This window comes from Citrobacter sp. RHBSTW-00570, assembly GCF_013739755.1.
Taxonomy (GTDB): domain Bacteria; phylum Pseudomonadota; class Gammaproteobacteria; order Enterobacterales; family Enterobacteriaceae; genus Citrobacter; species Citrobacter braakii.
In genome coordinates, this window is the sequence record NZ_CP056399.1 from 50,121 (window position 1) to 69,875 (window position 19,755).

A 19,755-nucleotide genomic window follows, 5' to 3' on the forward strand; every position below is an offset into this window, starting at 1 on the left:
AGGCATCATAGCAGAGATAGCGAAGCGAGTGAGACATGACGGGCACAGCCCCCCACACCGCAGGGGGCTTCGGCAGTCATCTTACGGCGCAATCGGCGTCAGATAATCCAGTCGTAGCGGTTCGGCCAGCAGCTCGTTCATTTGCAGAATAAACGTCTGGAAATGGGGCAGGGCGATATGCTCGTCCAGACCGGCCTGACCGCGCCAGGATTCACGAACGTAGAAGACATCCGGTGTGTCGCGCAACTGGAACAGGGCATAGTCAATATTGCCCGGCTCCTGGCGCGTGGGCAGCAGCAGAGCCTGCAGCGCCTGTTTCAGTGCGTCGATTTTCCCCGGTCTGGCTTTCAGTACCGCAATAATTGAAATCACCTCTGAATCAGACATGTTAAAACCCCTCCAGCACAATCTTGCCGACTGAACGACCGGTTTCAATTTGCGCGTGCGCTTTTTGCAAATTCGCCGCGTTGATTGCGCCAAAATGCTCACCCAGTGTGGTGCGAATGGTGTTGTCATCGATCAACTGTGCCACGCGGGTTAATAGCTGATGCTGCGCAATGATGTCGTGGGTGGTAAACATCGAACGGGTAAACATAAATTCCCAGTGCAGCGAAATGCTTTTGGCCTTCAGTGGACGTGCATCGAGGGTTTGCGGATCGTCAATCAGCGCCAGTTTGCCCTGCGGCGCCAGGGCGGCAATAATTTGCGGGTAGTGCTGCTCGGTATTGTTCAGGCTGGCAACGTGCGTCACCTCTTTAATGCCTATCCGAGCCAGCTCTTCCATCAGCGGCTTGCTGTGGTCAATCACATGATGAGCGCCTGCTTCACGTACCCATTTCTGGCTCTGTGGACGTGAAGCGGTACCGATGACTGTCATTTTGGTCAGCTTACTGGCCAGTTGCGTCAGGATAGAACCGACGCCGCCAGCAGCGCCAACAATCAATAACACATCATTTTCATTGCCATTTTCCTCAACGCCCAGACGGTCGAACAGCATTTCCCAGGCGGTGATGGCGGTCAGCGGCAGTGCCGCAGCAGAAGCGTTGTCCAGCGATTGCGGCTTCAGCGCGGTAATACGTTCATCAACCAGCTGAAATTCACTGTTACTGCCAGCGCGACCCAGCGCACCGGCGTACCAGACTTCATCGCCAGGAGCGAACAGGGTGACTGCTTCACCCACGGACTTCACTACGCCAACGGCGTCCCAACCCAGCACGCGGGGCACATCAGCGTTAAAACCTTCGCGGACCTTGGTATCAACGGGGTTGACGGAAATGGCCTTCACTTCAACCAGCAGATCGTGCCCGGAGGCGACGGGCATGGGCAGGTCAATCTCTTGTAAAAATTCAATGTTACTGCCGTCGGTTGCGGCGCGGGTAATAGCGATGGCTTTCATAATCTCTCCGGTTAATAAACCTTCTATCTGTTGAATAATTCGATGGTAAACCGGTAGCAGAACGGGAAAAATAGCCCTTCGGCGACAGGACTTATACTCGGGGAGTGAAAATGTTCCGGCTTGAAGATCTCACGTTGTTTGTCCGCGCCGCGGCGCTAAATAGTTTTAGCGATGCCGCACGCGAAGTCGGCGTTCAGCCTGCTCAGGTCAGTTCTGCTATTAAGCGCCTGGAGTCTACGCTGGCTATCCGCTTGTTCGCCCGCTCCACGCGCAGTCTGCGCCTGACGCCGGAAGGTGAGGTCTGGCTACCCTATGCCCGCCAGATGCTGGACGTGATGCATGCCGGACTGCAAAAAATTCAGACCCCGGAAGATGAAGTTTCAGGCACGCTGCAAATCGCCGTACCTTCCGATCTCGGTCGGAACCTACTGCTGCCGGTCTTTCAGTCGTTTCGACGCCGCTATCCCGCGCTGCGCCTGCGGATTTTTTTCTCCGACCAGGTGACGGATGTCTTTAAAGACCCCGTCGATGTTGCGTTTCGCTATGGCAACACCGAAGACGCATCTTACATTGCGCTGCCTGTCGCACCGGGTAACCGACGCGTGCTGGTGGCATCACCGGAATGGGTTGTGCAAAACGGCGCGCCGCAAACTCCGGATGATTTAACACAGCTCAACGCCATGACCTTCGTCTTACGCGGACGCCTGCACGATCGCTGGACGTTTACGCATAACGGCGAGGTTAGCAGTGTGCAGGTTAACGGCACCATTATGAGCGACGATGCTGAAGTAATCCGACGGCTGGCGATTGCCGGAGAAGGCATCGCGTACAAGTCGTGGCTGGATGTCAGCGAGGATGTGCGTGATGGACAATTGCAGCTACTGATGCCTGATTACCTGGGCGAGAAAGCCCCGCTGAATATGATTTGCCCACATCGTAAGCAGCTTTCAACGGCGGTCCGTCTGCTGCATGACGCCGTGAAGGCGCGGTGTGACACGTTGGGCATTTCCCCGTGAGGTGTTCAATCGCAGGAATATTATTCGATAGCCATACGCATAAATAATAGCTAATCTCTGTTGCTGGCATTAATCTGATCGGAACGCCGATCAGTTAGTGATAATTGTTTCATTGAGTATAGTTTCTTCGATAAATATTATTTCTTAAACTAATGCAGTGTTTATAATATTTATGTTAAGAATTTTTTGGTCGATGATTTAATGACTTGTATATTTATTAAAAGATATTTGACGAGATGCCTTCCGCTACGATATAAAACATAATAGCCCCGATACATGCCTATTTCTTTACCTGATTGTTAAACGCATTGATGCTTTTTGTTATTACGTTATTTATTGGGGTAGGAGAGGGCCATTGAAGTCAAAGACTATAAATGATGTATTGTATTATATAGAAGATAATTTTGTTTCAGGCATTGGTATTGATGACATTTCACAGTTTTCCGGATACAGTCGCAGGCATATACAGAATATTTTAAAACAGCGAATAAATATGCCTGTGGGGCTTTATATTCGTAGGCGACGGATAACCAAAGCAGCAAGCTTGTTACGCCTTACTCATATGGATATTATCGATATTTCAGTGCGGGTGGGATTCGATTCTCAGCAATCTTTCTGCCGTGAATTTAAAAAACTAACCGGTTATACCCCCACAGAATACCGTAAAAATCCCAGTTGGGATCTTTCGCCGTTAATGTCGTTTGTACTGCGCAGTGATATTGTTGTCGGCGAATTGCAACTACGTACCTTACCTGCTGATACCGTGCATGGATTTCAGTACAATTATGACACACCAATCCCGCCTGCCAGTGACTCACATCTGCATCGATTAAATCTAATATTTGAGCAACTTACCAGTTCAAAACAAAATGTGTGGGCATTAACCGATTTCTCGTCTAATCCAAACTCAATGATGCGGTTGAAAGTTAAAAGCATCATTGGTAATAAAAGTCATCATTCGCCCAATGCCTATAATCGTTATGAGTGTCCTTCGGGAACGTATGCCTGTTTTTCATTCAGATTCAAGAAAGAGGACTATCCACTCTATTCAAGATATATTTATTTTAAGATGTTGCCGGAGAGTAAATTAAAAAGAAAGGCAGGTTATGATATTGAAATATTCCATTATAACCAAGAGGATCTTAAAAACAAAATAATTACCTGTGATCATTACATTCCGATAGATACGTAATGTAAAAAAGCTCCACTTGCGTGGAGCAAAGACCTCGCAGTACGCCTAGATTAGGATTGATTATTGGTACTCAGCATTGAAATACAAAACTGAACGTACAATGCCGGGACTGACATTGTTAGCTGTTTGATAATACTGAGCATAAAACGGGATGGAATGATTACCTTTATCTTGAGGTGCTACATTGATATATGAAGGTGTATTGAATTTAACAGGCTGTTGTTGTTGATCTAACACCTGAATGCCGATGCCAGCAGCGCCTTTGGGGTGGATATTCTTTAGTACGCCGATAATACTGCGGTGACCATTCTCTGTGTCGCTCCAGCTTAGAATAACCCGGGAAGGCGTCGTAAAATCACTTTTACAAAGAAGGTCGATAGTAAATGGTTTTCTTCCCGCAGTGCTTCCATAGCCTCTGAATTGCTCAAGTGCTATATCGGGCAGTTTGACGTTGATCGAGCGGTTACCTTTGATTGCGCATGACCGGTTGAGCATCGTGATATATTTTGCCGGCACAATGATATCCACCACGGGCAACGATTGAGCCTCACTTCTGATTTGCAGGTTGATGGAACCCGCAGCGGCTCCTGCCGCAAGCTGATCATCCAGTTTGATCAGCTCAATCTTTATTTTGCTGTTCCTGAATTCATCTGCCGTCGCTCTGAAAGTTGATGGCCACTGGATCGTTTGTCCGGTTGAGGTTTCCAGGGTGACTTTAATGCCAATCCCACTCACATTGCTACGTATAATACCGGGTTGTTTCATTGCGGACCGATCGCCAATAATCTGTGCGGAAAAAGGCTGGTTGTCAGTACAGCCTGACGCCTGAATATTCTGTAGCGAAAGCGTGCGCGTCTGAATAACTCCCCCTGACTGGATTGATTGCTTATCGTTAACGATTTCCGGCGACAAAATAAACTTTTGTGTGGTCAGGGTACATGCAGCACTGGCTGTCTGATGAATGCCCAAGGCACAGCCCAGAATTAAAGCGGTACGTATTACCGACATGTGGCCTCCTGGTTTTTTAACACGATCGTGCATTTCCCTGTTTCCAGTGAAACGAACACTTCTGGTGAGGTGGTTTCATCAATATAAAGCGCACCGCCTTGTCCGACGTAGCCGACATGATTATTGGCATTGTCGCGGATGATGGCACCGAATGGCATTCTCTGCTGACCCTGCAGGCGGGGATAAATAATGTTCTGTTTTCTGAGCGTCGTTTCAAAGGTGACTGGAATGACATTACCTTCGTAAGGCGCAACCTTGGCCTGGGTTTTAGTAAAGTTCAGACCTTCAGTTGAACCTTTTGGATCGATAGTAACGTCATTCACGCGCCACGGACGAAGCCATGGCAGAATGGCGTAGCCATTTTTATCGAAGCGGGTTCCAGGTACGCCTTCAAGATGAGCGCCATGCGCATCAGGCGCATAGACCAGCGCGACGGTATCTGAGCGCTCTGGCGAGAAGGTTATTCCCCCCGCGTGCCCAACCAGCATGCCACTCATTCCACCGCTTACCTGGTGCCATGAGTTACTCTGACTCCACGTCCCGTTCAGCGAGGTATAAGGCGTACGCACCATGCCGTTTGCTCCCCATTCCACACTGCCGCCGCGGAGATAGCCGGTATTGGCTCCCCAAACGATATTGTTTTCCTCATCAGTCGAGGTCGTGAAGCCGAGGCGTGTATTGCTGGCTTTGCCGTTATTGCTGTAGCTATCAGAGGAGATCTGCGTAAAACCGGCGTTATCCCGGGGCAGGAAATAGCTGAATGAGAGCATGATTTGGTCATCTTTGGTGACCGAACCCTGTTGATCCTGATTCCAGAAACGCTGGGCGGATATACTCCAGGTCAGGTTGCCCCAGGCATTGGTGTATCCCACGGCATACTGGCGATAATTATCCTGCTGATCCCAGAACTTCTTAAGAGAGCCGGATAAATAGAATGATCCCCAGGTATCGGATAACGGCTGATTAATACTGGCGCTAAACGACTGCTTCTCGCGTGACGAGAAATATTGGCTGACGAATGCCTGTGCATCCAGGGCATCCAGGGCATCGCGTTGACCGTAAAAGTGATGTGAACTGTATTTTGCCTCCAGCCAGAGCGCGGTTGCCGACCAGGGTAGGGTGCTATTCCATGTCAGACGATACTGTTGTCCTTGTTGACGATTGTCCTCAAGCTTTAGGCGCGATTGGGTGATATCAAGGGCGAATGCGCCGAGCTGGGTGTTCAGACCGCTACCGATGAGGGCTGACTGATAGCGCTCGAATCCAGAGGCCCCGGTATACAACGTTAAATAGTTGTTCAGGCCATACTGCCAGTAGGCCTGGGCTAAAAACGGATCTTCATCATAATTATCTTCATCGACGGTGCCGAGAGTGATGCCATAGCGCGAAATGCCGGGTTTTAGTAGCTGTGGTACCGAAGAGTATGGAACGGTAAAGCGGCGGATACGCCCGTCTGATTCCTGAATCGTGACCAGCAACTCGCCGCCAGTATTCGCGGGCAACACGGAATCAATCGAGAATGGCCCAGCCGGAACCGAGGACTGATGAATGGTTTGACCATCTTGGGTGACGGTGATGCGGGCGTTGGTCTCAGCTACGCCGCGAATAATCGGCGCCCAGTTCAGCGTGCTATCCGGGCGCATTAAATCCTCAGAAGCCAATCCCACTCCGAGAATAGCCATACTGTCGAACATCTGGCTGTCAGTATAGAACTTGCCAGCGCTTAACATGGATTTCCAACGAGTGATGGGCCGTTTTAGCGTCGTGCGATTATTGGCGTAATGGCTACCTAATTTGCTGTCCCAATTTTGGCTACCAAAATGTTCAATTAGCCACCCCCCAGCAGAGCTTCGGATATCCATTCCCACCCAGGCGCTGTCCGTACTTGAACGATCGTTACCACGTTGCTGGGTGCTGTAATAATCGGCGTTATAGCTGAAATTAATCGCCGGCGCCCCTGGTTGCCAGAGTTCAGGTTGGACATAATTGTTTTCGATATTATCAACATAAGCCTGCGGGATGGTGATGCGCAGCTCAAGCTGGCTGGTGTTGAGTCTCTCCGTTGCTTTCCCGCTGGTGTCCCAATCGGCAATGCTGCCGCAGCGTGAAGGGTGAGCTGCCAGCGTTTGATTCATTTTTTCTGGGTTAATGCCCACGCCTTTGAGAAATGCTTCTGAATAACAGCTAACTAAATCGCCGTGATTATCTTTTTTGAATAAGAGTTCACGACGTCCACGCCAGTTATCATTAATATAAATATCTACGATATATGTCCCAGGCAATAAGCCTGCGGCATTAAAGGATTTCAAATCGTTAAGTGAAGCATTGCCCATTAAGATGGCGTTATCGAACTCGTAGCGAGTGCTGTCTTCTGCGTGAGCTCCAACGGAAAATAATGAACCATGAAAAATAATGAAACAGGGTATGGTGAGGATCCTTTTACATAAACCCATTACTAATTCCTTTTATCCCTTTTTATTAATTAATGGTTGTTTTGTGTTCCACAATTCCGCCGTAATCGCTGATTGCTTGTAAAACAACCGATTCACCCTGGCTGACTTGTTGTTTTGCATTGATAGTCGTTCTGCTTTTCGGGGCGACCATGACCCCTTCGTTTATGAGTCCATGGCCTGATGACGTCACAATATCCGCAACCGTGATGAAGAAGGGGGTGGGGTTTACCAGCGTTATGTCACGTTGGTTAGCAATAATTTTTATCTTATTTTCCGCGTTTTGACGGTCACCTAACCCACTGGGTCGCCAGAAAAATTTAAAGCGTGAGCGAATGGCTAAATTGAGCACAGCTGAATTGTCCGTGACGCTATTCTTATCCACGGAAGGAATATCCAGTATGTTAAGCCACCACATAGACTCACGGTCGGTGGCGACAATATTTTTATCAACGGCTTTTTTTATTCTGAGTGATTGCCCATTGCCTGCGTCAACACGGGCAATGGGTGGAGAAATAATAAATGGAGTGGAAATTTCTTCCGGTAACTTTTCTGGATTTCCCTCATCCAACCATACCTGGGCCAACGATGGATAGTTTCCCGTATTCGTCATTTGTATCGTGATCTCTGCGGAATCTTCAGAGTAAATAAATCGGGTGCCATTGACAATGATATTATTTGCATGTGCGGTAGAGAGAGAAAATAGAGCTAATAAATAAATGAAAATTTTCATGAAGCCTCTATTAAAATAAATGCTATAGCGCAAGGCAGCTATAGCATTGTGTATTTAGAGATAAGTAATGCTATAGTTTGCCTGAGCGCTTACCGGTCCCGGTTGAACATATGATGAACCACTATTTTCACGTGGTATAATGTAACCCACGCTGAATTTATAAGTTAAACTCGGGCTATCATTGCCATGTAGGAGATAATCTTTCTCAGGTTCAAATCGGTCATTCTTATTCCTCAGGTTAATATTTTTTTCACGATTATCCTTAAGGACTAGCGCTACGTTTTGGGCTCCACCCCTTGTCGTATTTTTGAGATATCCATCGTGAGTTAGAGGGGAATTAACATTCCAGGCTAATTTGGGAACTATTTTTTCATTAATATAACAACCCTTCACTTTAATACTGAATTGCTGGAGTTGCGTTGCATGTAATTTGCTAACTAATGTATTGAGAACTGGGTTTAATTTTACCTGTTTATCTTTATCACCGGCTTCAATTATGCACGAATTGGAATAGACATGACCGGAAAAATTAACAACACCTTTTTGATCCCTGTTGGGGCCATGTCCAAAATCTGCCATAGCGGAAGGAATTGCGATGGCACAGCTAATTAAACTTATAATGGATAGTTTACTCATAATGCGCTCCTCATTTAGAGATAGATCGTCCCTATTATCAGTAACATTGTCTGGGCTCCTTTTTTCTTGCGCCCTGTAAGGCTGTCGCCCGCTATCAATTATGTTAGATAAATTATTGTTGTACATCGTAGATTGGACGTATTTCACTCATCCTATAATATTAATAATGATCATTAACTATGAGTATTAATGAATTATTATTATCTATAAGCAGATTGTGAGTAAGATAGTCCTTTACTCAAAGGTTAAATAAAAATACTTGGAATACAATATGTTATGTTTGTATTGTGATACTTCTTTAAGTGCTATAAAGAAAAATCGAATCCTGCGCTCGGAAAAAGCGAATGATCGAATTGCACAATTAGCTAAATTCTTATAATTCAATCAGATTATCTTTAATCTTAAGTAGTGACTTGTTATTGGCTTGGCATGCAATAACGATAAGGAATATTGTCAATCATCATTTGAATGAAGGCTACATATGCTTAACATGGACAGTAAGATAATACTCATTAGCAACCAATCAATACAGACGCAACTCTTGCTGGATTATCTCAATAAGCAAAACGATATCTTGGTTGATTTTGTTAACATTAGCAGACCAGACATGTCATTTATCGTTGAGGGAAGTATCATCCTCTATGATATACAGGCATCAAGCCGTAAATTAAAAAATGTCTGGTCAAAATTACTCAATGACAGCGCATATAGTTTGCGCGTTTATATTATTAACTGCCTGCGGTCGCTCCCACTCTATGAGAGCATGCTATGGCCAAATTTTGAGTCGATCGTACCAAATAATTGCTCTACAGAATATTTGTTAGAACTCCTTAAAGAGGGGCTAAAAACCTCCCGTCCACCACGCTCACTGTCACCGCTGCCAGAGTATGTAAACCTCACGCCATCAGATAATAACTACGGCATTTTAACCGAAAGAGAATATGAAATTTTAACTGAGTTGTCGAAAGGTGCGTCTAATGTAGAAATTGCTAACGCATTTTTTATTAGTGAAAATACAGTGAGAACGCATATTTATAATATCTTTAAAAAGATATCTGTGAATAACCGAACACAGGCAGCCTGCTGGGCCAACTTGCATCTAAGAAGTCTGGCTCTCGATCAACTGCCGCGGAAGGAAATGTAAGCCGTACTACTGGCGCAAAGTTTTGAAGCTTACTTTGCGCCAGCATGTCATCGTGTCGTTACTCAGTCTTTTTTCGCAGCGTTTGCGAAGAAGATATCAGACTGAATGTCTTTAGTGCGGATGGTAAAGAGCTGATTAGTCAGATCTTCCGTCAGCTTCTCGGCATCGGCCATGATGCGCAAGTTGAAGTCATTGAGCATCTTATCTGCGGCAGGTTTATCGGTTTTTGCCATCTTCAGATATTTTGCTTCGACCTCTTTTTGCTCCTTCGCCACTTTATCTTCCCATGCTTTGTAGGCTTTTTTGACGATTGGCGCGAGCTTCGGATAATCGGTCATCGTCAGCGTCTGTAACTTACGGTATTTCCAGTAAATGGACTGATCGTCCGCTTTATCGGTGCCCATCGTATAGTTTGCCGGATACGCTTTCAGGCCGCTGTAGTACGGAACAAACGCGGTGAGGTCGGCCATACCCAGACCAATGTAGGTCGTTTCACCAATCTCTTTTGGCAACCACGGACGGACCTGCATCACGTGCGCTTCATAGGTGCGGAAGACGCTAACCGGACGCCATGGCTCTTTGCCGTTCAGACCGTTGGTGTACGGGTCATGGCTGGTGCCTTCGTAATGGTTACGCAGCACGGCCTTCACATCATCCAGCGTCATCTTCTTCTCTGGCGTCATGAACACCGGGAATTCGCGCCCTTTGGCCATATCCTGATTTACGGAAGGATTGAACTCTTTCTGGATGGTCCATACGCGAGGATCGTTATACGTGCGGTCACGCTCATCATCACGGGTATAGGCTTTGGAGAAGTTGAATTTGCCATCTTTTGCCGGTTCGTACAGACCTTTTTCGGTCGCAAATTGAATCAGGTTTTTTGACGCCATCATGTCCGGGTTTTTAGGGTCGTAATCCTGTAAGCGGCCCTGATTACCGGTGGCAAAATACTGGTTATTCGGCAGGCGCTGCGCCATCCACTGGTGACCGCTGCCGGTTTCCAGGTACCAGATTTCGTTATCGTCGACGACGGCCACGCCAAAACCTTCCCCAGCGCCGACGGTCTCAACGATATGACCCAGTAGCGCCACGGCTTCACGCGCGGTTTTGCTCTGGGACAACAGAATATCCGGGATATCATCTTCGGTGATCCCTTTATCCTCGACATAGGGGTCGGCAGCCAGCGCTTTTGCTGAGGCAAAAATAGATTCTGTACCGCTCACGCCAACGCCCAATTCGTTAAATCCGGTCGCGCCGTGCAGTTGGGTTTTCCAGTTTGGAACGGTGGTATAACGCAGAGAGTTTTTGGGTAGCGGCCAGGTAAAGTCATTCGCGCCATTATTTGCTTTGGTGCTGTATACCCCGGTCTGATTCTGCTTGGCCGGATGAATGACAAAATGCTGCGCTTTCAGGGCATCACTGTCAGCGCTACGGGCTACCAGCATGGAGCCGTCCGCTGATGCTTCATTACCGACCAATAGGGTCGTACAAGCAAAACCTGATGAAACAACGGCCAAATTTATAGAAAGTGCAATCAGGCACTTTTTAAAAGTAAACATTACGTATCCCTCATATGTACGCCAAAAATACACCGGAAACACACCGTTTCCTGAAATGCGATAACGCCTGAACGCTCAGACATTGCTCGCGAGAGAGATAAACGCCCCTGTCCACGTCTTCTCCAAATATCCATCCGTAGGTTGAAGTCTTCTGGGCAAAATAAAACGCCCATTTCGCTTAATTATTGCGCAATGGATATCGTGGTATTCAGGATGTTTCCTGATTCGGGATGAAGAATAGCAATGGGATATGAGTGGATTCAGTGACCCATGTCGCGTAAGTCGATGATGGCAAATATGAATTCTATTGAAGGGAGCGTGCTTTTTGTATCCGGATATGACGTTACCTTTTGCGGCAATACAGCGAGGGGACATTTGAGCTGGCAAAAATCCATGCGCCCTTATACTCCTCCATGACCAGGCTCAGGTTTCGTCCGCTTTGACGGTAAAATCCGGGTAATGTGTTGTTAATATCAGCTTCATCGGCGCTATCAGCGAAGGTTTTGACCACCTGCATTGCCTGTAGCACTCGGGCTTCGTGCTGCCGGGTATAACTGAAATAGATGTTCCTGCTAATGTCTGAGGTATTACGTCCGTACAGTTTTCCGGTAATGGTCGCTAGCCCTGCATCTTTGTACATCCGAAATGAAACCGTACCTGCAAAGCGGTTGCTGCCAATATTCCATTCGACATTTCCAACGCAATTTAGCTGCTTTTCGGCATAGCGTGAATGCCATAGCCATCCGCCTGAGCCGAGCAATGTCGCCACGCCGATTACGATTAAAATAAGGTGGTGTATTTTTTTCATTGCCCGCGCATCCAGTAATAATGGGTAGTACAAAACGCGTACGCATCTACCCGTGCATCTTTATCACAAACAAATGCCACGATCCTCTCCGCTTTACGGTAGCCAGAAAGGAAAACATGCTTGTTGTTTTCACAGAGAGAAGGGTGCAGTTGCATCAGATTGAAATAATTTTCCTGATCGTGATCATTCAGTGAGTAATAAATTTTACAGTTTTGCCGAGATGGGACCTGCATAGAAACAGAAATGAATTTACTAAACGGCATAACAGGACGTGTCTGATACCACACCAGCCAGATAATCAAAGTGGCAATAACGATGCCAGCGCTAAATATAATATTCCACCAGGGGACCCGCGTCGTTTGTTGTGCCGCGGGAGGAATTATCTTTGGGGGCGCGTATTCCTCTATTAGCGGTGACTGGAAAACTTCACTCTGAAGATGCGTTATCGCCTCTACCTGCGTATTTCCATTTAATCTGAGTCCGCGTCGTGAAATAGTTTTCACCGTATCACGTGGCAGACCCACATCCGCCAGCGCGTTACGTAGCGTCAGAATAGCCTGGTAAAATGTGTTGGTTGTGGTCACATTATTTCTCTCACCCCAACCCACTTTTATCAATGTGTTCTGCGAAACAATGTCACTTGCGTGAGTAATTAAATAGAGAAAGCAAAGCGAAGCTGGGAGCTGAAGTTGTATTGCGCGCCCGGTCTGACGATTGACCAGACTTTTGCTGTCAGGATTAAATTCGACCAACTGATTGATAAGGTACAATTGCCCAGCCCTCAGTAACTATAACGTATCACCGCGTGTGCCTACACATACCTTAAATTTTACATCCAAATCGTGAATATGCCTCACTCTTTGTACGTGATCGAAGATAAGAATTTCACTTAAGGATTAAAAATACTTTAAATACAACGTGTTACGTGTGTAAATTCTTAGGTGAGTATTAACTAATGTTAAATAATGAGAATTCATTACAGTTTTATCTGAATTCTCATTATATTTATCAACAGCACTTCAAGGGGGATTGAGTTATCAGGATTGTGTAATTAATAAAAGCCCCTTTCATTGGTTAATTTTTAGCAAATAGTGCTTTTTTAATTTTTATTCTGGGATTTGGATTTATGCATAAAATTCCTAATACCCAGACTGTTATTCTGAGATAAAGCAGAAAAAAGCTTAGCGCAATCGCATTACTTATAGCCTATACATAATAACATATCAGGAGTTTATTACATTTTTTAGGTGTCACTGTTATTAACTGACAAGGAATGTCACACGTGTTGGATTGACACATTTATTTACCAATGAAATATTTATGGAAAAATAACAGGAGTCATTTTTGATGAAGAGATCACCATCACAGAGTGTTCGTTGCATAAGCTGTGAATTATCCTGTCAATTATTTCCGGATACTGTGGTACGCGCCAGCTACTGTCACCGAGCCACTTTTGCGATCTGGCCAGAGGGAAATAGTTTTCTGCAAAAAGGAATTATTGAAAAACTTCTCCTTAATAATCAAAATCATTTGTCGCGTGGGTTTATTTTTGTGGACTTTTCCTTCCCAAACCTGCGCCTGTTCGCCGATCCGCAATGGGTTGACCGGCTGGCCTACAGCGGTATGTATATTGTGTTGATAGCGGACAGGAATCTCGCACCGTTAGCCAACTACTGGCTGTCGAAAAGCAATAAAATACAAGGGATTATATATTCCGATGATGATGATGAAGTTCAGCATCAAAAAATTCGCCGATTATTTACCGGCCACCTTGCGAACAGTAAACGCGGACGCACACTCAACTATACAGAAATGATATTACTGAAGCGATTTGTGTCAGGGAAAAGTATTCAGCAAATTACCAAAATAGATAATATAGATATTAAGAAAATATATGTCTACAAGCTCAGGCTTGAAGATAAATTAGGCCATAGCATTCATCAAATACTGTCGAATATTTTATAACGCATTTTTGATTCTTACTATTTTCACATCTTTGCGATGTGGTGGACGCCCTACGCCCGAAAGCAGGAGGCTATTATGAAAAAACCTAAGCATTACTCACGCATTGCGATAGCGGTATCAACCGCGTTAACGTCAATGGTATTTTCAACCCACGCGGCCTGGATTGATATTGATAGTCTTCCTGCCAGTGGAATGGTGAGCAGTCTTTCGCCGGAGTTGCAGGCTTTATTTCCTGCACAGACGAATGACAGTTTCAAAAAAAACAGCGAAACGCCGAATTATGTTTATCAGTGGAGTGCCGGTACCATTCCCGTTTATGGTCATGGATTAACGCTGAATGGGCCAGGAGGAGAAGCCTTCGAACACACCATTACCGTTATTCAGAACAGCGCGACGGGTAGCCCGGGCGTTATTTTCGGTGACGACCTGACGATTCGCACACAGTCAAAGAATGCCGCTAATAATGGTAAAGATGTTGACGGTATCCGCACGCACGGGGCTAATACGCCGGATAATCCAGTCTTTATTATCACCGGGGATCGCACCAGTATTTATGTGGACGGCCAGGATGGTGATGGTATTAACGCCGGATACAACGCCATCGGTCAGGGTGGGATAGGCTCAGCAAACATCTACGTCGGCGACGATCTGTATATTCAAACCACCGGTAACCAGGGACGTGGCATCACCGCCAACGCGTTTAGAGACGCAACGCTTGCCAAAAATACGATTATTGTCGGCGATCGTGCCCACATTGTGACTACCGGTAACAGCTCAGAGGGAATCCGCTCCGGACAGAGCGGGTCCTCAATCCGCCTTGGCAATGACGCCACCATCGAGACATCGGGCACTTCCTCAATAGGGGTCTACGCCGCCTCATCTTCCAAAACGGAACTGGGCAATAACGCCACTATTTCGGTGAGCGGAGCCAGCGCCCATGCGGTCTATTCCTATAATGCGACGGTGAATCTGGGGGATAATGCGACGATTCGTGTTAACAGCATCGATAAAGTTTACTCATTCAGCAAGGCCCCACGCGGCCTGTATGCGATTTCACGCGGCACGGTAAATCTCGGTGGCGGCGCTACTATTGCTATGGCGGGCAATCACAGCAATGAAAGCTATGCCATCAGTACAGAAACGGGCGGCATCGTCGACGGTTCTGCTGGCGGGCGTTTCCTTATCGACGGCGATCTTCACGCCGCCGGTGCTACTGCCGCAAACAACACCCAGCCGCAGCAAAACAGTACCATCAAACTCAATATGACTGACAACTCGTTGTGGAGTGGGGCGTCATACGTCACCAGCGCCACTGCCGGGACGGGGGTTATCTCGCTGCAAATGAGCGATGCGACCTGGAACATGACCAACAGCTCAACGCTCACTGACCTGACGCTGAACGGCGGGTCAGTGGTGAACTTTGGGCATGCTGACGGCGAACCGTGGCAGACGCTTACTATCAATGAAGATTTTACCGGCAACGGCGGAAAACTCGTTTTCAATACCGTCCTGAATGACGATGCCTCCGAAACCGACAAGCTGAAAGTGCTCGGCAACACCGCGGGTAACGCGTTTGTGGCGGTGAACAATATTGGCGGAACCGGGGCGCAAACCGTTGAGGGAATTGAGATCATCGAAGTGGCCGGTAATTCTGACGGTACTTTTGAGAAAGCGGGCCGTATTGTTGCCGGTGCGTACGACTATAACGTGGTGCAAAAGGGCAGCAACTGGTATCTGACCAGCTTTATTCCTGCTCCGCCGGATCCGGAAGAGCCGGACCCCGTCGATCCGGACCCGGTTGACCCTATTGACCCAGATCCCGTTGACCCGGACCCGGTTGACCCTATTGACCCAGGTCCTGTTGACCCGGACCCGGTCGATCCTGTCGACCCGATTATCCCTGAGCCGGAAGAACCTGTTGCGCCCCCTGTCACTGAGCAGCAGTACCGCCCGGAAGCAGGCAGTTATCTGGCGAACAACTACGCTGCTAACACGCTGTTCATGACCCGACTCCACGATCGTCTGGGCGAAACGCAGTACGTCGATATGCTGACGGGCGAGAAAAAAGTCACCAGTCTGTGGATGCGTAACGTCGGGGCACATACCCGCTTCAAAGACGGTAGCGGGCAGTTGAAAACCCAAAGCAACAGCTATGTCTTGCAGTTAGGCGGTGACCTGGCGCAGTGGAGCAGCGACGGTCTCGACCGCTGGCACCTCGGCGCGATGGCTGGTTATGCCAACAGCCAGAACCGCACGCAGTCCAGTCTGACCGGCTACCATTCACGTGGTCAGGTCACTGGTTACAGCGTGGGACTGTACGGCACCTGGTATGCCAATGACGCTGACAAGACCGGCTCTTATGTAGACACCTGGATGCTGTACAACTGGTTTGATAACAGGGTGATGGGCCAGGAGCAGGCGACGGAGAAATATAAATCCAGCGGGATCACCGCTTCTGTTGAAGCCGGTTACAGCTTCAAACTGGGTGAAAATGAGCGCAACAGCTATTGGCTGCAACCGAAAGCTCAGGTGGTGTGGATGGACGTGCAGGCTGACAGCCACCGGGAAGCGAACGGTACCCGCGTGAAGGACACCACCGATGGCAACCTGATGACCCGTCTGGGGGTAAAAGCCTTTATTAACGGTCACAACGCCATCGACGACGGTAAATCTCGTGAGTTCCAGCCGTTTGTTGAAGCCAACTGGATCCACAACACGCAGACGACTCGCGTGAAGATGGACGATGTGAGCAACGACATGCGTGGCACCAAGAACATTGGCGAGCTGAAAGTCGGCGTTGAAGGCCAAATCACTCCGCGGCTCAACGTGTGGAGCAACGTGGCCCAACAGGTTGGTGACAAAGGCTACAGCGATACCCGCGGTATGCTGGGCGTGAAATATAACTTCTGACGTAACTGCAGGTGACAAAAAGCCGCTGATTAACCGATCGGCGGCTTTATTTTTTGTGGGGGGAGGCCGGATAAGCGTTAGCGCCATCCGGCAAATAAGGTGGTGAGTTACAAACGTTGTCCCAGATGTCTTGTTGGTACTCGGCTTTGGTGTAAGACTGCCAATACAACAATATTTGTGTCTCGTGCACAGTAGTAAATCATATGACTAACATAAGGAAAACTGTAAACATCTGCACCAAAATCATCAATGCGATGTTGCCCCATTCCTGGCATTTCAGCTAACTGAGAGAGCACTATTTGTAATTTCCTTAGATAATCCCTGGACTGTTTAGCGCCCCAATTTCTTGATGTGTAATCACGGATTTCAATAATATCGCGCTGTGCTTCCCCAGTAAGTTTGTAACTCACTTTTTATCCTTTGTGTTGATCCATCAACTCATCAAAAAATGCATCACCATCAACAGTATTGCCCACATGAATATCGTTTTGAGCACGCTGAATTTTGGATTTCAGTAACTGGAGCTTCATGGCTTCCATTTGTGCATAGTCCTCAATGGAAACGACAACTGCAACAGGCTTACCGTTACGATTAATTTGCACAGGTTCTCGCTGCGCTTTAAGTAGCATATCGCCAAACTGGGTTTTGGCTTCATTTGCCGTAAGAGTATGCATATTGTCACCATTTCGCATGAATCGTTCGATTCGTTCATTATAGTCGATATTTTTCTGGTGGTCACTATGAGGAGCGGTCAGACAGAGGGTATGGTGAAAGTAGGCCGGATAAGCGTTAGCGCCATCCGGCACCTGGTAAAGCTGTAAGTAACGCTTACAGCTTTACCTATACGTTACTGGAGAGTCGCCAACGTGCTCTCAATTCTATTCAACTTCTGATGTGCCTCTTTCAACTCGTCCTGCAACCGTTGCTCCTGCTCGCTATAGACCATCAGGACGATACAGCCATTCATCACTTTTACGGTAATCTGTTGCCCGGTATCAAACCCCGCTTCGCGTAGCCACTTGCCGGAAAGAATAATTTTGGGTGTGGATTTGTCGAAAACATTCGGGCGGTATCCCACAATTACCGAACGCTCGGTTCCGGATTGGTCGGTGTCTGGGGTAGAATGCGAATCAGCCATAATCAACTCCTTGATAGTTGGTGAGGTTAGACGCTCCGGTTGTGTTCCCGCACAACGGGGCGTTGCTAGTGTAGAAGGCTTTTAGGTGGCCTCCTATGTAGTTAAGATAGTTGGATAGGTAGCCCCATGTCAATCATATCGCGCGAAAAAAAACCAAAAGGCGGCGGTCAATCACCGCAGTTCAAAATGCGTATTGATCCGGCATTGAAGGAACAGTTGGATGCTGTGGCGGCGGAGGAAGGGGTTAGTCTTGCCAGTTGGTTGAAGGAGCTGGCTCGAAAAGCATTGCGAGAGAAAAAAATTGAGCCTAAGGGTTAGCGCTTACTACAGTGAGATTAATATATGCCTAAAGAAATGGAAAGATTTGGTACAGTTAAAGTTATCTCTGGGGAATTTAAAGGACGCATTGGGTACTATGACGATGACGATTATATTTTTCCAGATGGAATAGTCTTCGATGATAATGATAAAAATGAAGATATTATTGATAATGCAATCCCTGCCGCTATTGTTTATTTTGGATATTTTTCTTTAGCAGCAGAACATCATGCTATTCCATATGATGATTTAGAGTACGTTTCTATGAACGATTTGGTGAAGCGGAAATATGAACTTACCGAACTATGTTCACCATTCAATATTAATAGTAAAATCACACACAAAAAACGGTGTAGCTATTTTTCTGAATTACATTATGTTGAAACGACGTTAATAGAAAAAGTAGTGGAGCAGCGCTATATGAGTAAGCCGAATGGTGCAAAGATATTTATCTCTCATTCATCAATAGATAAACCTTTTGCTAAAATGTTATGCATGGATCTTGAAGCAAATGGATATATTCCTTGGTTGGATGAATGGGATATTAAAGTTGGTGAAAGTATTCCTGAAAAAATATCTAATGGGTTGCAAGAAGCTGATTTTATTATTGTTATTCTTTCTGAAAATTCTGTTTCATCCAAATGGGTTGAGCGAGAGTGGCAGGCTAAATATTGGAATGAGATAGAACATGGTCGAGTGAATATACTCCCAATTCTATTGAAGGAGTGTAAAATCCCTGAGCTCTTGAAAACAAAAAAATATGCTGATTTTAGAGGAGACTTTAATATTGGGTTGAATGATTTACTAGTAGCTTTAGAAAATTTTTCAGGCAATAGGTGAATTTTGGCGATCACAGTCCATCGGCTTAATATCGACGATTGGGCGTCTTCCCCTGTGAGGAAAGATATCTTTCTCGAAGGTGTCGATGATTTCATCGCGGTAACGTAATGACCAGCGATCGGCTTTCGTCTGATGCCATTCGCGGGCAATGGCCTTGAACGTATTCTTTTGGCTCATTTGTTGGGCGATTTTTTCTTCTCTCTTTACTTCACCCGGATCGCCTCCAGCCGCAATAATTTATCTAGCTTCACTGTGTTTCTCGCGTGCATCGGCTAGTGAAAAATCGGAGTATACGCCAATAGAAAGCATCTTTTCTTTGCCGGCGAAGCGGTACTTCATACGCCAGTATTTTGAACCATTAGCGCTAATCAGCAGATACATACCGCCGCCATCAGCCTGGTTATAGGGCTTTCTTTTGGCTTTGCCGTTTTCACTTTAACATCGGTTAGCGGCATTACATCCTCCGGCTTTAATGAATCCATTCTCCTAGGGGTTTCCACCAGTAACTAACCTGATCCCCCCTAATGCACCCCAAAAATCGCTTGATGCAGGTTGAAGTCGATTGACCTCGGGATACAAGTAAAGCCTGATATATAAGGGATTACAAAGGGGATTATTGACTTCGAGGGAGCTCAGGAGAGG

General features: G+C 46.7%; 19 protein-coding genes and 1 pseudogene. 7 read left to right on the forward strand and 13 right to left on the reverse strand.

The window, feature by feature from the left end:
• Window positions 1-81: 81 nt before the first annotated feature.
• On the reverse strand, window positions 82-387 hold the full coding sequence (locus tag HV237_RS00245; RefSeq protein ID WP_047358474.1) for a putative quinol monooxygenase: 306 nt from the start codon (window positions 385-387) through the stop codon (window positions 82-84).
• 1 nt (window position 388) lies between these two features.
• Window positions 389-1,396 carry a zinc-binding alcohol dehydrogenase family protein gene (locus tag HV237_RS00250; protein ID WP_016155033.1) on the reverse strand — a complete coding sequence of 336 codons (1,008 nt, stop codon included), beginning with the start codon at window positions 1,394-1,396 and terminating at the stop codon, window positions 389-391.
• 110 nt (window positions 1,397-1,506) lie between these two features.
• Between HV237_RS00250 and HV237_RS00255 the strand changes: the two genes are divergently transcribed.
• Window positions 1,507-2,412 (forward strand): LysR family transcriptional regulator, encoded by a 906-nt coding sequence (locus tag HV237_RS00255; RefSeq protein WP_047358475.1) that lies wholly within the window; start codon window positions 1,507-1,509, stop codon window positions 2,410-2,412.
• A gap of 355 nt (window positions 2,413-2,767) precedes the next feature.
• Window positions 2,768-3,604 (forward strand): helix-turn-helix domain-containing protein, encoded by an 837-nt coding sequence (locus tag HV237_RS00260; RefSeq protein WP_016157791.1) that lies wholly within the window; start codon window positions 2,768-2,770, stop codon window positions 3,602-3,604.
• Window positions 3,605-3,664: 60 nt separating this feature from the next.
• Here HV237_RS00260 and HV237_RS00265 read toward each other — a convergent pair whose 3' ends face one another.
• The 4 genes from HV237_RS00265 to HV237_RS00280 are packed head-to-tail and all read right to left on the reverse strand — an operon-like array spanning window position 3,665 to window position 8,431.
• Entirely contained in the window at window positions 3,665-4,612 is a 948-nt protein-coding gene (locus HV237_RS00265; protein WP_047358476.1) for a fimbrial protein, read from the reverse strand.
• On the reverse strand, window positions 4,603-7,065 hold the full coding sequence (locus HV237_RS00270; RefSeq protein WP_047358477.1) for a fimbria/pilus outer membrane usher protein: 2,463 nt from the start codon (window positions 7,063-7,065) through the stop codon (window positions 4,603-4,605). Before HV237_RS00270 ends, HV237_RS00265 begins: the two co-directional genes overlap by 10 nt.
• Before the next feature lie 25 nt (window positions 7,066-7,090).
• Complete coding sequence (locus HV237_RS00275; protein ID WP_047358478.1) at window positions 7,091-7,795, reverse strand: molecular chaperone; 705 nt, start codon at window positions 7,793-7,795, stop codon at window positions 7,091-7,093.
• Window positions 7,796-7,849: 54 nt separating this feature from the next.
• Window positions 7,850-8,431, reverse strand: coding sequence for a fimbrial protein (locus HV237_RS00280; RefSeq protein WP_047358479.1), 582 nt, complete (start codon window positions 8,429-8,431; stop codon window positions 7,850-7,852).
• Window positions 8,432-8,912: 481 nt separating this feature from the next.
• Here HV237_RS00280 and HV237_RS00285 point away from each other — a divergent pair, with 481 nt between their 5' ends.
• Window positions 8,913-9,575 carry a LuxR C-terminal-related transcriptional regulator gene (locus HV237_RS00285; RefSeq protein WP_016157786.1) on the forward strand — a complete coding sequence of 221 codons (663 nt, stop codon included), beginning with the start codon at window positions 8,913-8,915 and terminating at the stop codon, window positions 9,573-9,575.
• Between the two features lie 62 nt (window positions 9,576-9,637).
• Here the strand turns inward: HV237_RS00285 and HV237_RS00290 are convergent, their stop codons facing one another.
• The 3 genes from HV237_RS00290 to HV237_RS00300 all read right to left on the reverse strand — a co-directional run bounded on the left by HV237_RS00290 (window position 9,638) and on the right by HV237_RS00300 (window position 12,712).
• Window positions 9,638-11,134, reverse strand: a complete 1,497-nt coding sequence (locus HV237_RS00290) for a C69 family dipeptidase (RefSeq protein ID WP_047358480.1) — start codon at window positions 11,132-11,134, stop codon at window positions 9,638-9,640.
• Window positions 11,135-11,477: 343 nt separating this feature from the next.
• Entirely contained in the window at window positions 11,478-11,942 is a 465-nt protein-coding gene (locus HV237_RS00295; RefSeq protein WP_016155024.1) for a hypothetical protein, read from the reverse strand.
• Window positions 11,939-12,712, reverse strand: coding sequence for a winged helix-turn-helix domain-containing protein (locus HV237_RS00300; RefSeq protein ID WP_047358481.1), 774 nt, complete (start codon window positions 12,710-12,712; stop codon window positions 11,939-11,941). The genes HV237_RS00295 and HV237_RS00300 overlap by 4 nt, the downstream gene beginning before the upstream one ends.
• 577 nt (window positions 12,713-13,289) lie before the next feature.
• Between HV237_RS00300 and HV237_RS00305 the strand changes: the two genes are divergently transcribed.
• On the forward strand, window positions 13,290-13,907 hold the full coding sequence (locus HV237_RS00305; protein WP_047358482.1) for a helix-turn-helix transcriptional regulator: 618 nt from the start codon (window positions 13,290-13,292) through the stop codon (window positions 13,905-13,907).
• Between the two features lie 75 nt (window positions 13,908-13,982).
• Window positions 13,983-16,817 (forward strand): intestinal colonization autotransporter adhesin MisL, encoded by a 2,835-nt coding sequence (misL, locus tag HV237_RS00310; protein WP_047358483.1) that lies wholly within the window; start codon window positions 13,983-13,985, stop codon window positions 16,815-16,817.
• Window positions 16,818-16,924: 107 nt separating this feature from the next.
• On the opposite strand, the gene HV237_RS00315 is transcribed toward misL, so the two are convergent.
• From HV237_RS00315 to HV237_RS00325, 3 genes are all read right to left on the reverse strand, one after another.
• On the reverse strand, window positions 16,925-17,227 hold the full coding sequence (locus tag HV237_RS00315; protein ID WP_072058775.1) for a type II toxin-antitoxin system RelE/ParE family toxin: 303 nt from the start codon (window positions 17,225-17,227) through the stop codon (window positions 16,925-16,927).
• Between the two features lie 3 nt (window positions 17,228-17,230).
• The gene (locus HV237_RS00320) at window positions 17,231-17,491 is read right to left on the reverse strand and encodes a type II toxin-antitoxin system Phd/YefM family antitoxin (protein ID WP_047358484.1); all 261 of its coding nucleotides are present in this window, start codon (window positions 17,489-17,491) and stop codon (window positions 17,231-17,233) included.
• A gap of 173 nt (window positions 17,492-17,664) precedes the next feature.
• Window positions 17,665-17,955 carry a SymE family type I addiction module toxin gene (locus HV237_RS00325; RefSeq protein ID WP_047358485.1) on the reverse strand — a complete coding sequence of 97 codons (291 nt, stop codon included), beginning with the start codon at window positions 17,953-17,955 and terminating at the stop codon, window positions 17,665-17,667.
• 126 nt (window positions 17,956-18,081) lie between these two features.
• Here HV237_RS00325 and HV237_RS00330 point away from each other — a divergent pair, with 126 nt between their 5' ends.
• Window positions 18,082-18,273, forward strand: a complete 192-nt coding sequence (locus tag HV237_RS00330) for a toxin-antitoxin system HicB family antitoxin (RefSeq protein ID WP_047358486.1) — start codon at window positions 18,082-18,084, stop codon at window positions 18,271-18,273.
• A 24-nt stretch (window positions 18,274-18,297) separates the two neighbouring features.
• A complete protein-coding gene (locus HV237_RS00335; RefSeq protein WP_181541653.1) occupies window positions 18,298-19,113 on the forward strand; it encodes a toll/interleukin-1 receptor domain-containing protein in 816 nt (271 codons plus the stop codon).
• Window positions 19,114-19,128: 15 nt separating this feature from the next.
• Here HV237_RS00335 and HV237_RS00340 read toward each other — a convergent pair.
• A pseudogene (locus tag HV237_RS00340) lies at window positions 19,129-19,568 on the reverse strand (integrase arm-type DNA-binding domain-containing protein); the annotation flags it as partial.
• Window positions 19,569-19,755: the final 187 nt, after the last annotated feature.

Excerpts from the sequence above, each read along its gene's own strand:
- HV237_RS00290 (WP_047358480.1), bottom strand. The coding sequence starts at position 11,134 with ATGTTTACTTTTAAAAAGTGCCTGATTGCACTTTCTATAAATTTGGCC.
- HV237_RS00305 (WP_047358482.1), top strand. The coding sequence starts at position 13,290 with ATGAAGAGATCACCATCACAGAGTGTTCGTTGCATAAGCTGTGAATTA.
- HV237_RS00245 (WP_047358474.1), bottom strand. The coding sequence starts at position 387 with ATGTCTGATTCAGAGGTGATTTCAATTATTGCGGTACTGAAAGCCAGA.
- HV237_RS00280 (WP_047358479.1), bottom strand. The coding sequence starts at position 8,431 with ATGAGTAAACTATCCATTATAAGTTTAATTAGCTGTGCCATCGCAATT.
- HV237_RS00320 (WP_047358484.1), bottom strand. The coding sequence starts at position 17,491 with ATGCATACTCTTACGGCAAATGAAGCCAAAACCCAGTTTGGCGATATG.
- misL (WP_047358483.1), top strand. The coding sequence starts at position 13,983 with ATGAAAAAACCTAAGCATTACTCACGCATTGCGATAGCGGTATCAACC.
- HV237_RS00325 (WP_047358485.1), bottom strand. The coding sequence starts at position 17,955 with ATGGCTGATTCGCATTCTACCCCAGACACCGACCAATCCGGAACCGAG.
- HV237_RS00275 (WP_047358478.1), bottom strand. The coding sequence starts at position 7,795 with ATGAAAATTTTCATTTATTTATTAGCTCTATTTTCTCTCTCTACCGCA.
- HV237_RS00285 (WP_016157786.1), top strand. The coding sequence starts at position 8,913 with ATGCTTAACATGGACAGTAAGATAATACTCATTAGCAACCAATCAATA.
- HV237_RS00255 (WP_047358475.1), top strand. The coding sequence starts at position 1,507 with ATGTTCCGGCTTGAAGATCTCACGTTGTTTGTCCGCGCCGCGGCGCTA.
- HV237_RS00335 (WP_181541653.1), top strand. The coding sequence starts at position 18,298 with ATGCCTAAAGAAATGGAAAGATTTGGTACAGTTAAAGTTATCTCTGGG.
- HV237_RS00295 (WP_016155024.1), bottom strand. The coding sequence starts at position 11,942 with ATGAAAAAAATACACCACCTTATTTTAATCGTAATCGGCGTGGCGACA.
- HV237_RS00270 (WP_047358477.1), bottom strand. The coding sequence starts at position 7,065 with ATGGGTTTATGTAAAAGGATCCTCACCATACCCTGTTTCATTATTTTT.
- HV237_RS00330 (WP_047358486.1), top strand. The coding sequence starts at position 18,082 with ATGTCAATCATATCGCGCGAAAAAAAACCAAAAGGCGGCGGTCAATCA.
- HV237_RS00250 (WP_016155033.1), bottom strand. The coding sequence starts at position 1,396 with ATGAAAGCCATCGCTATTACCCGCGCCGCAACCGACGGCAGTAACATT.
- HV237_RS00265 (WP_047358476.1), bottom strand. The coding sequence starts at position 4,612 with ATGTCGGTAATACGTACCGCTTTAATTCTGGGCTGTGCCTTGGGCATT.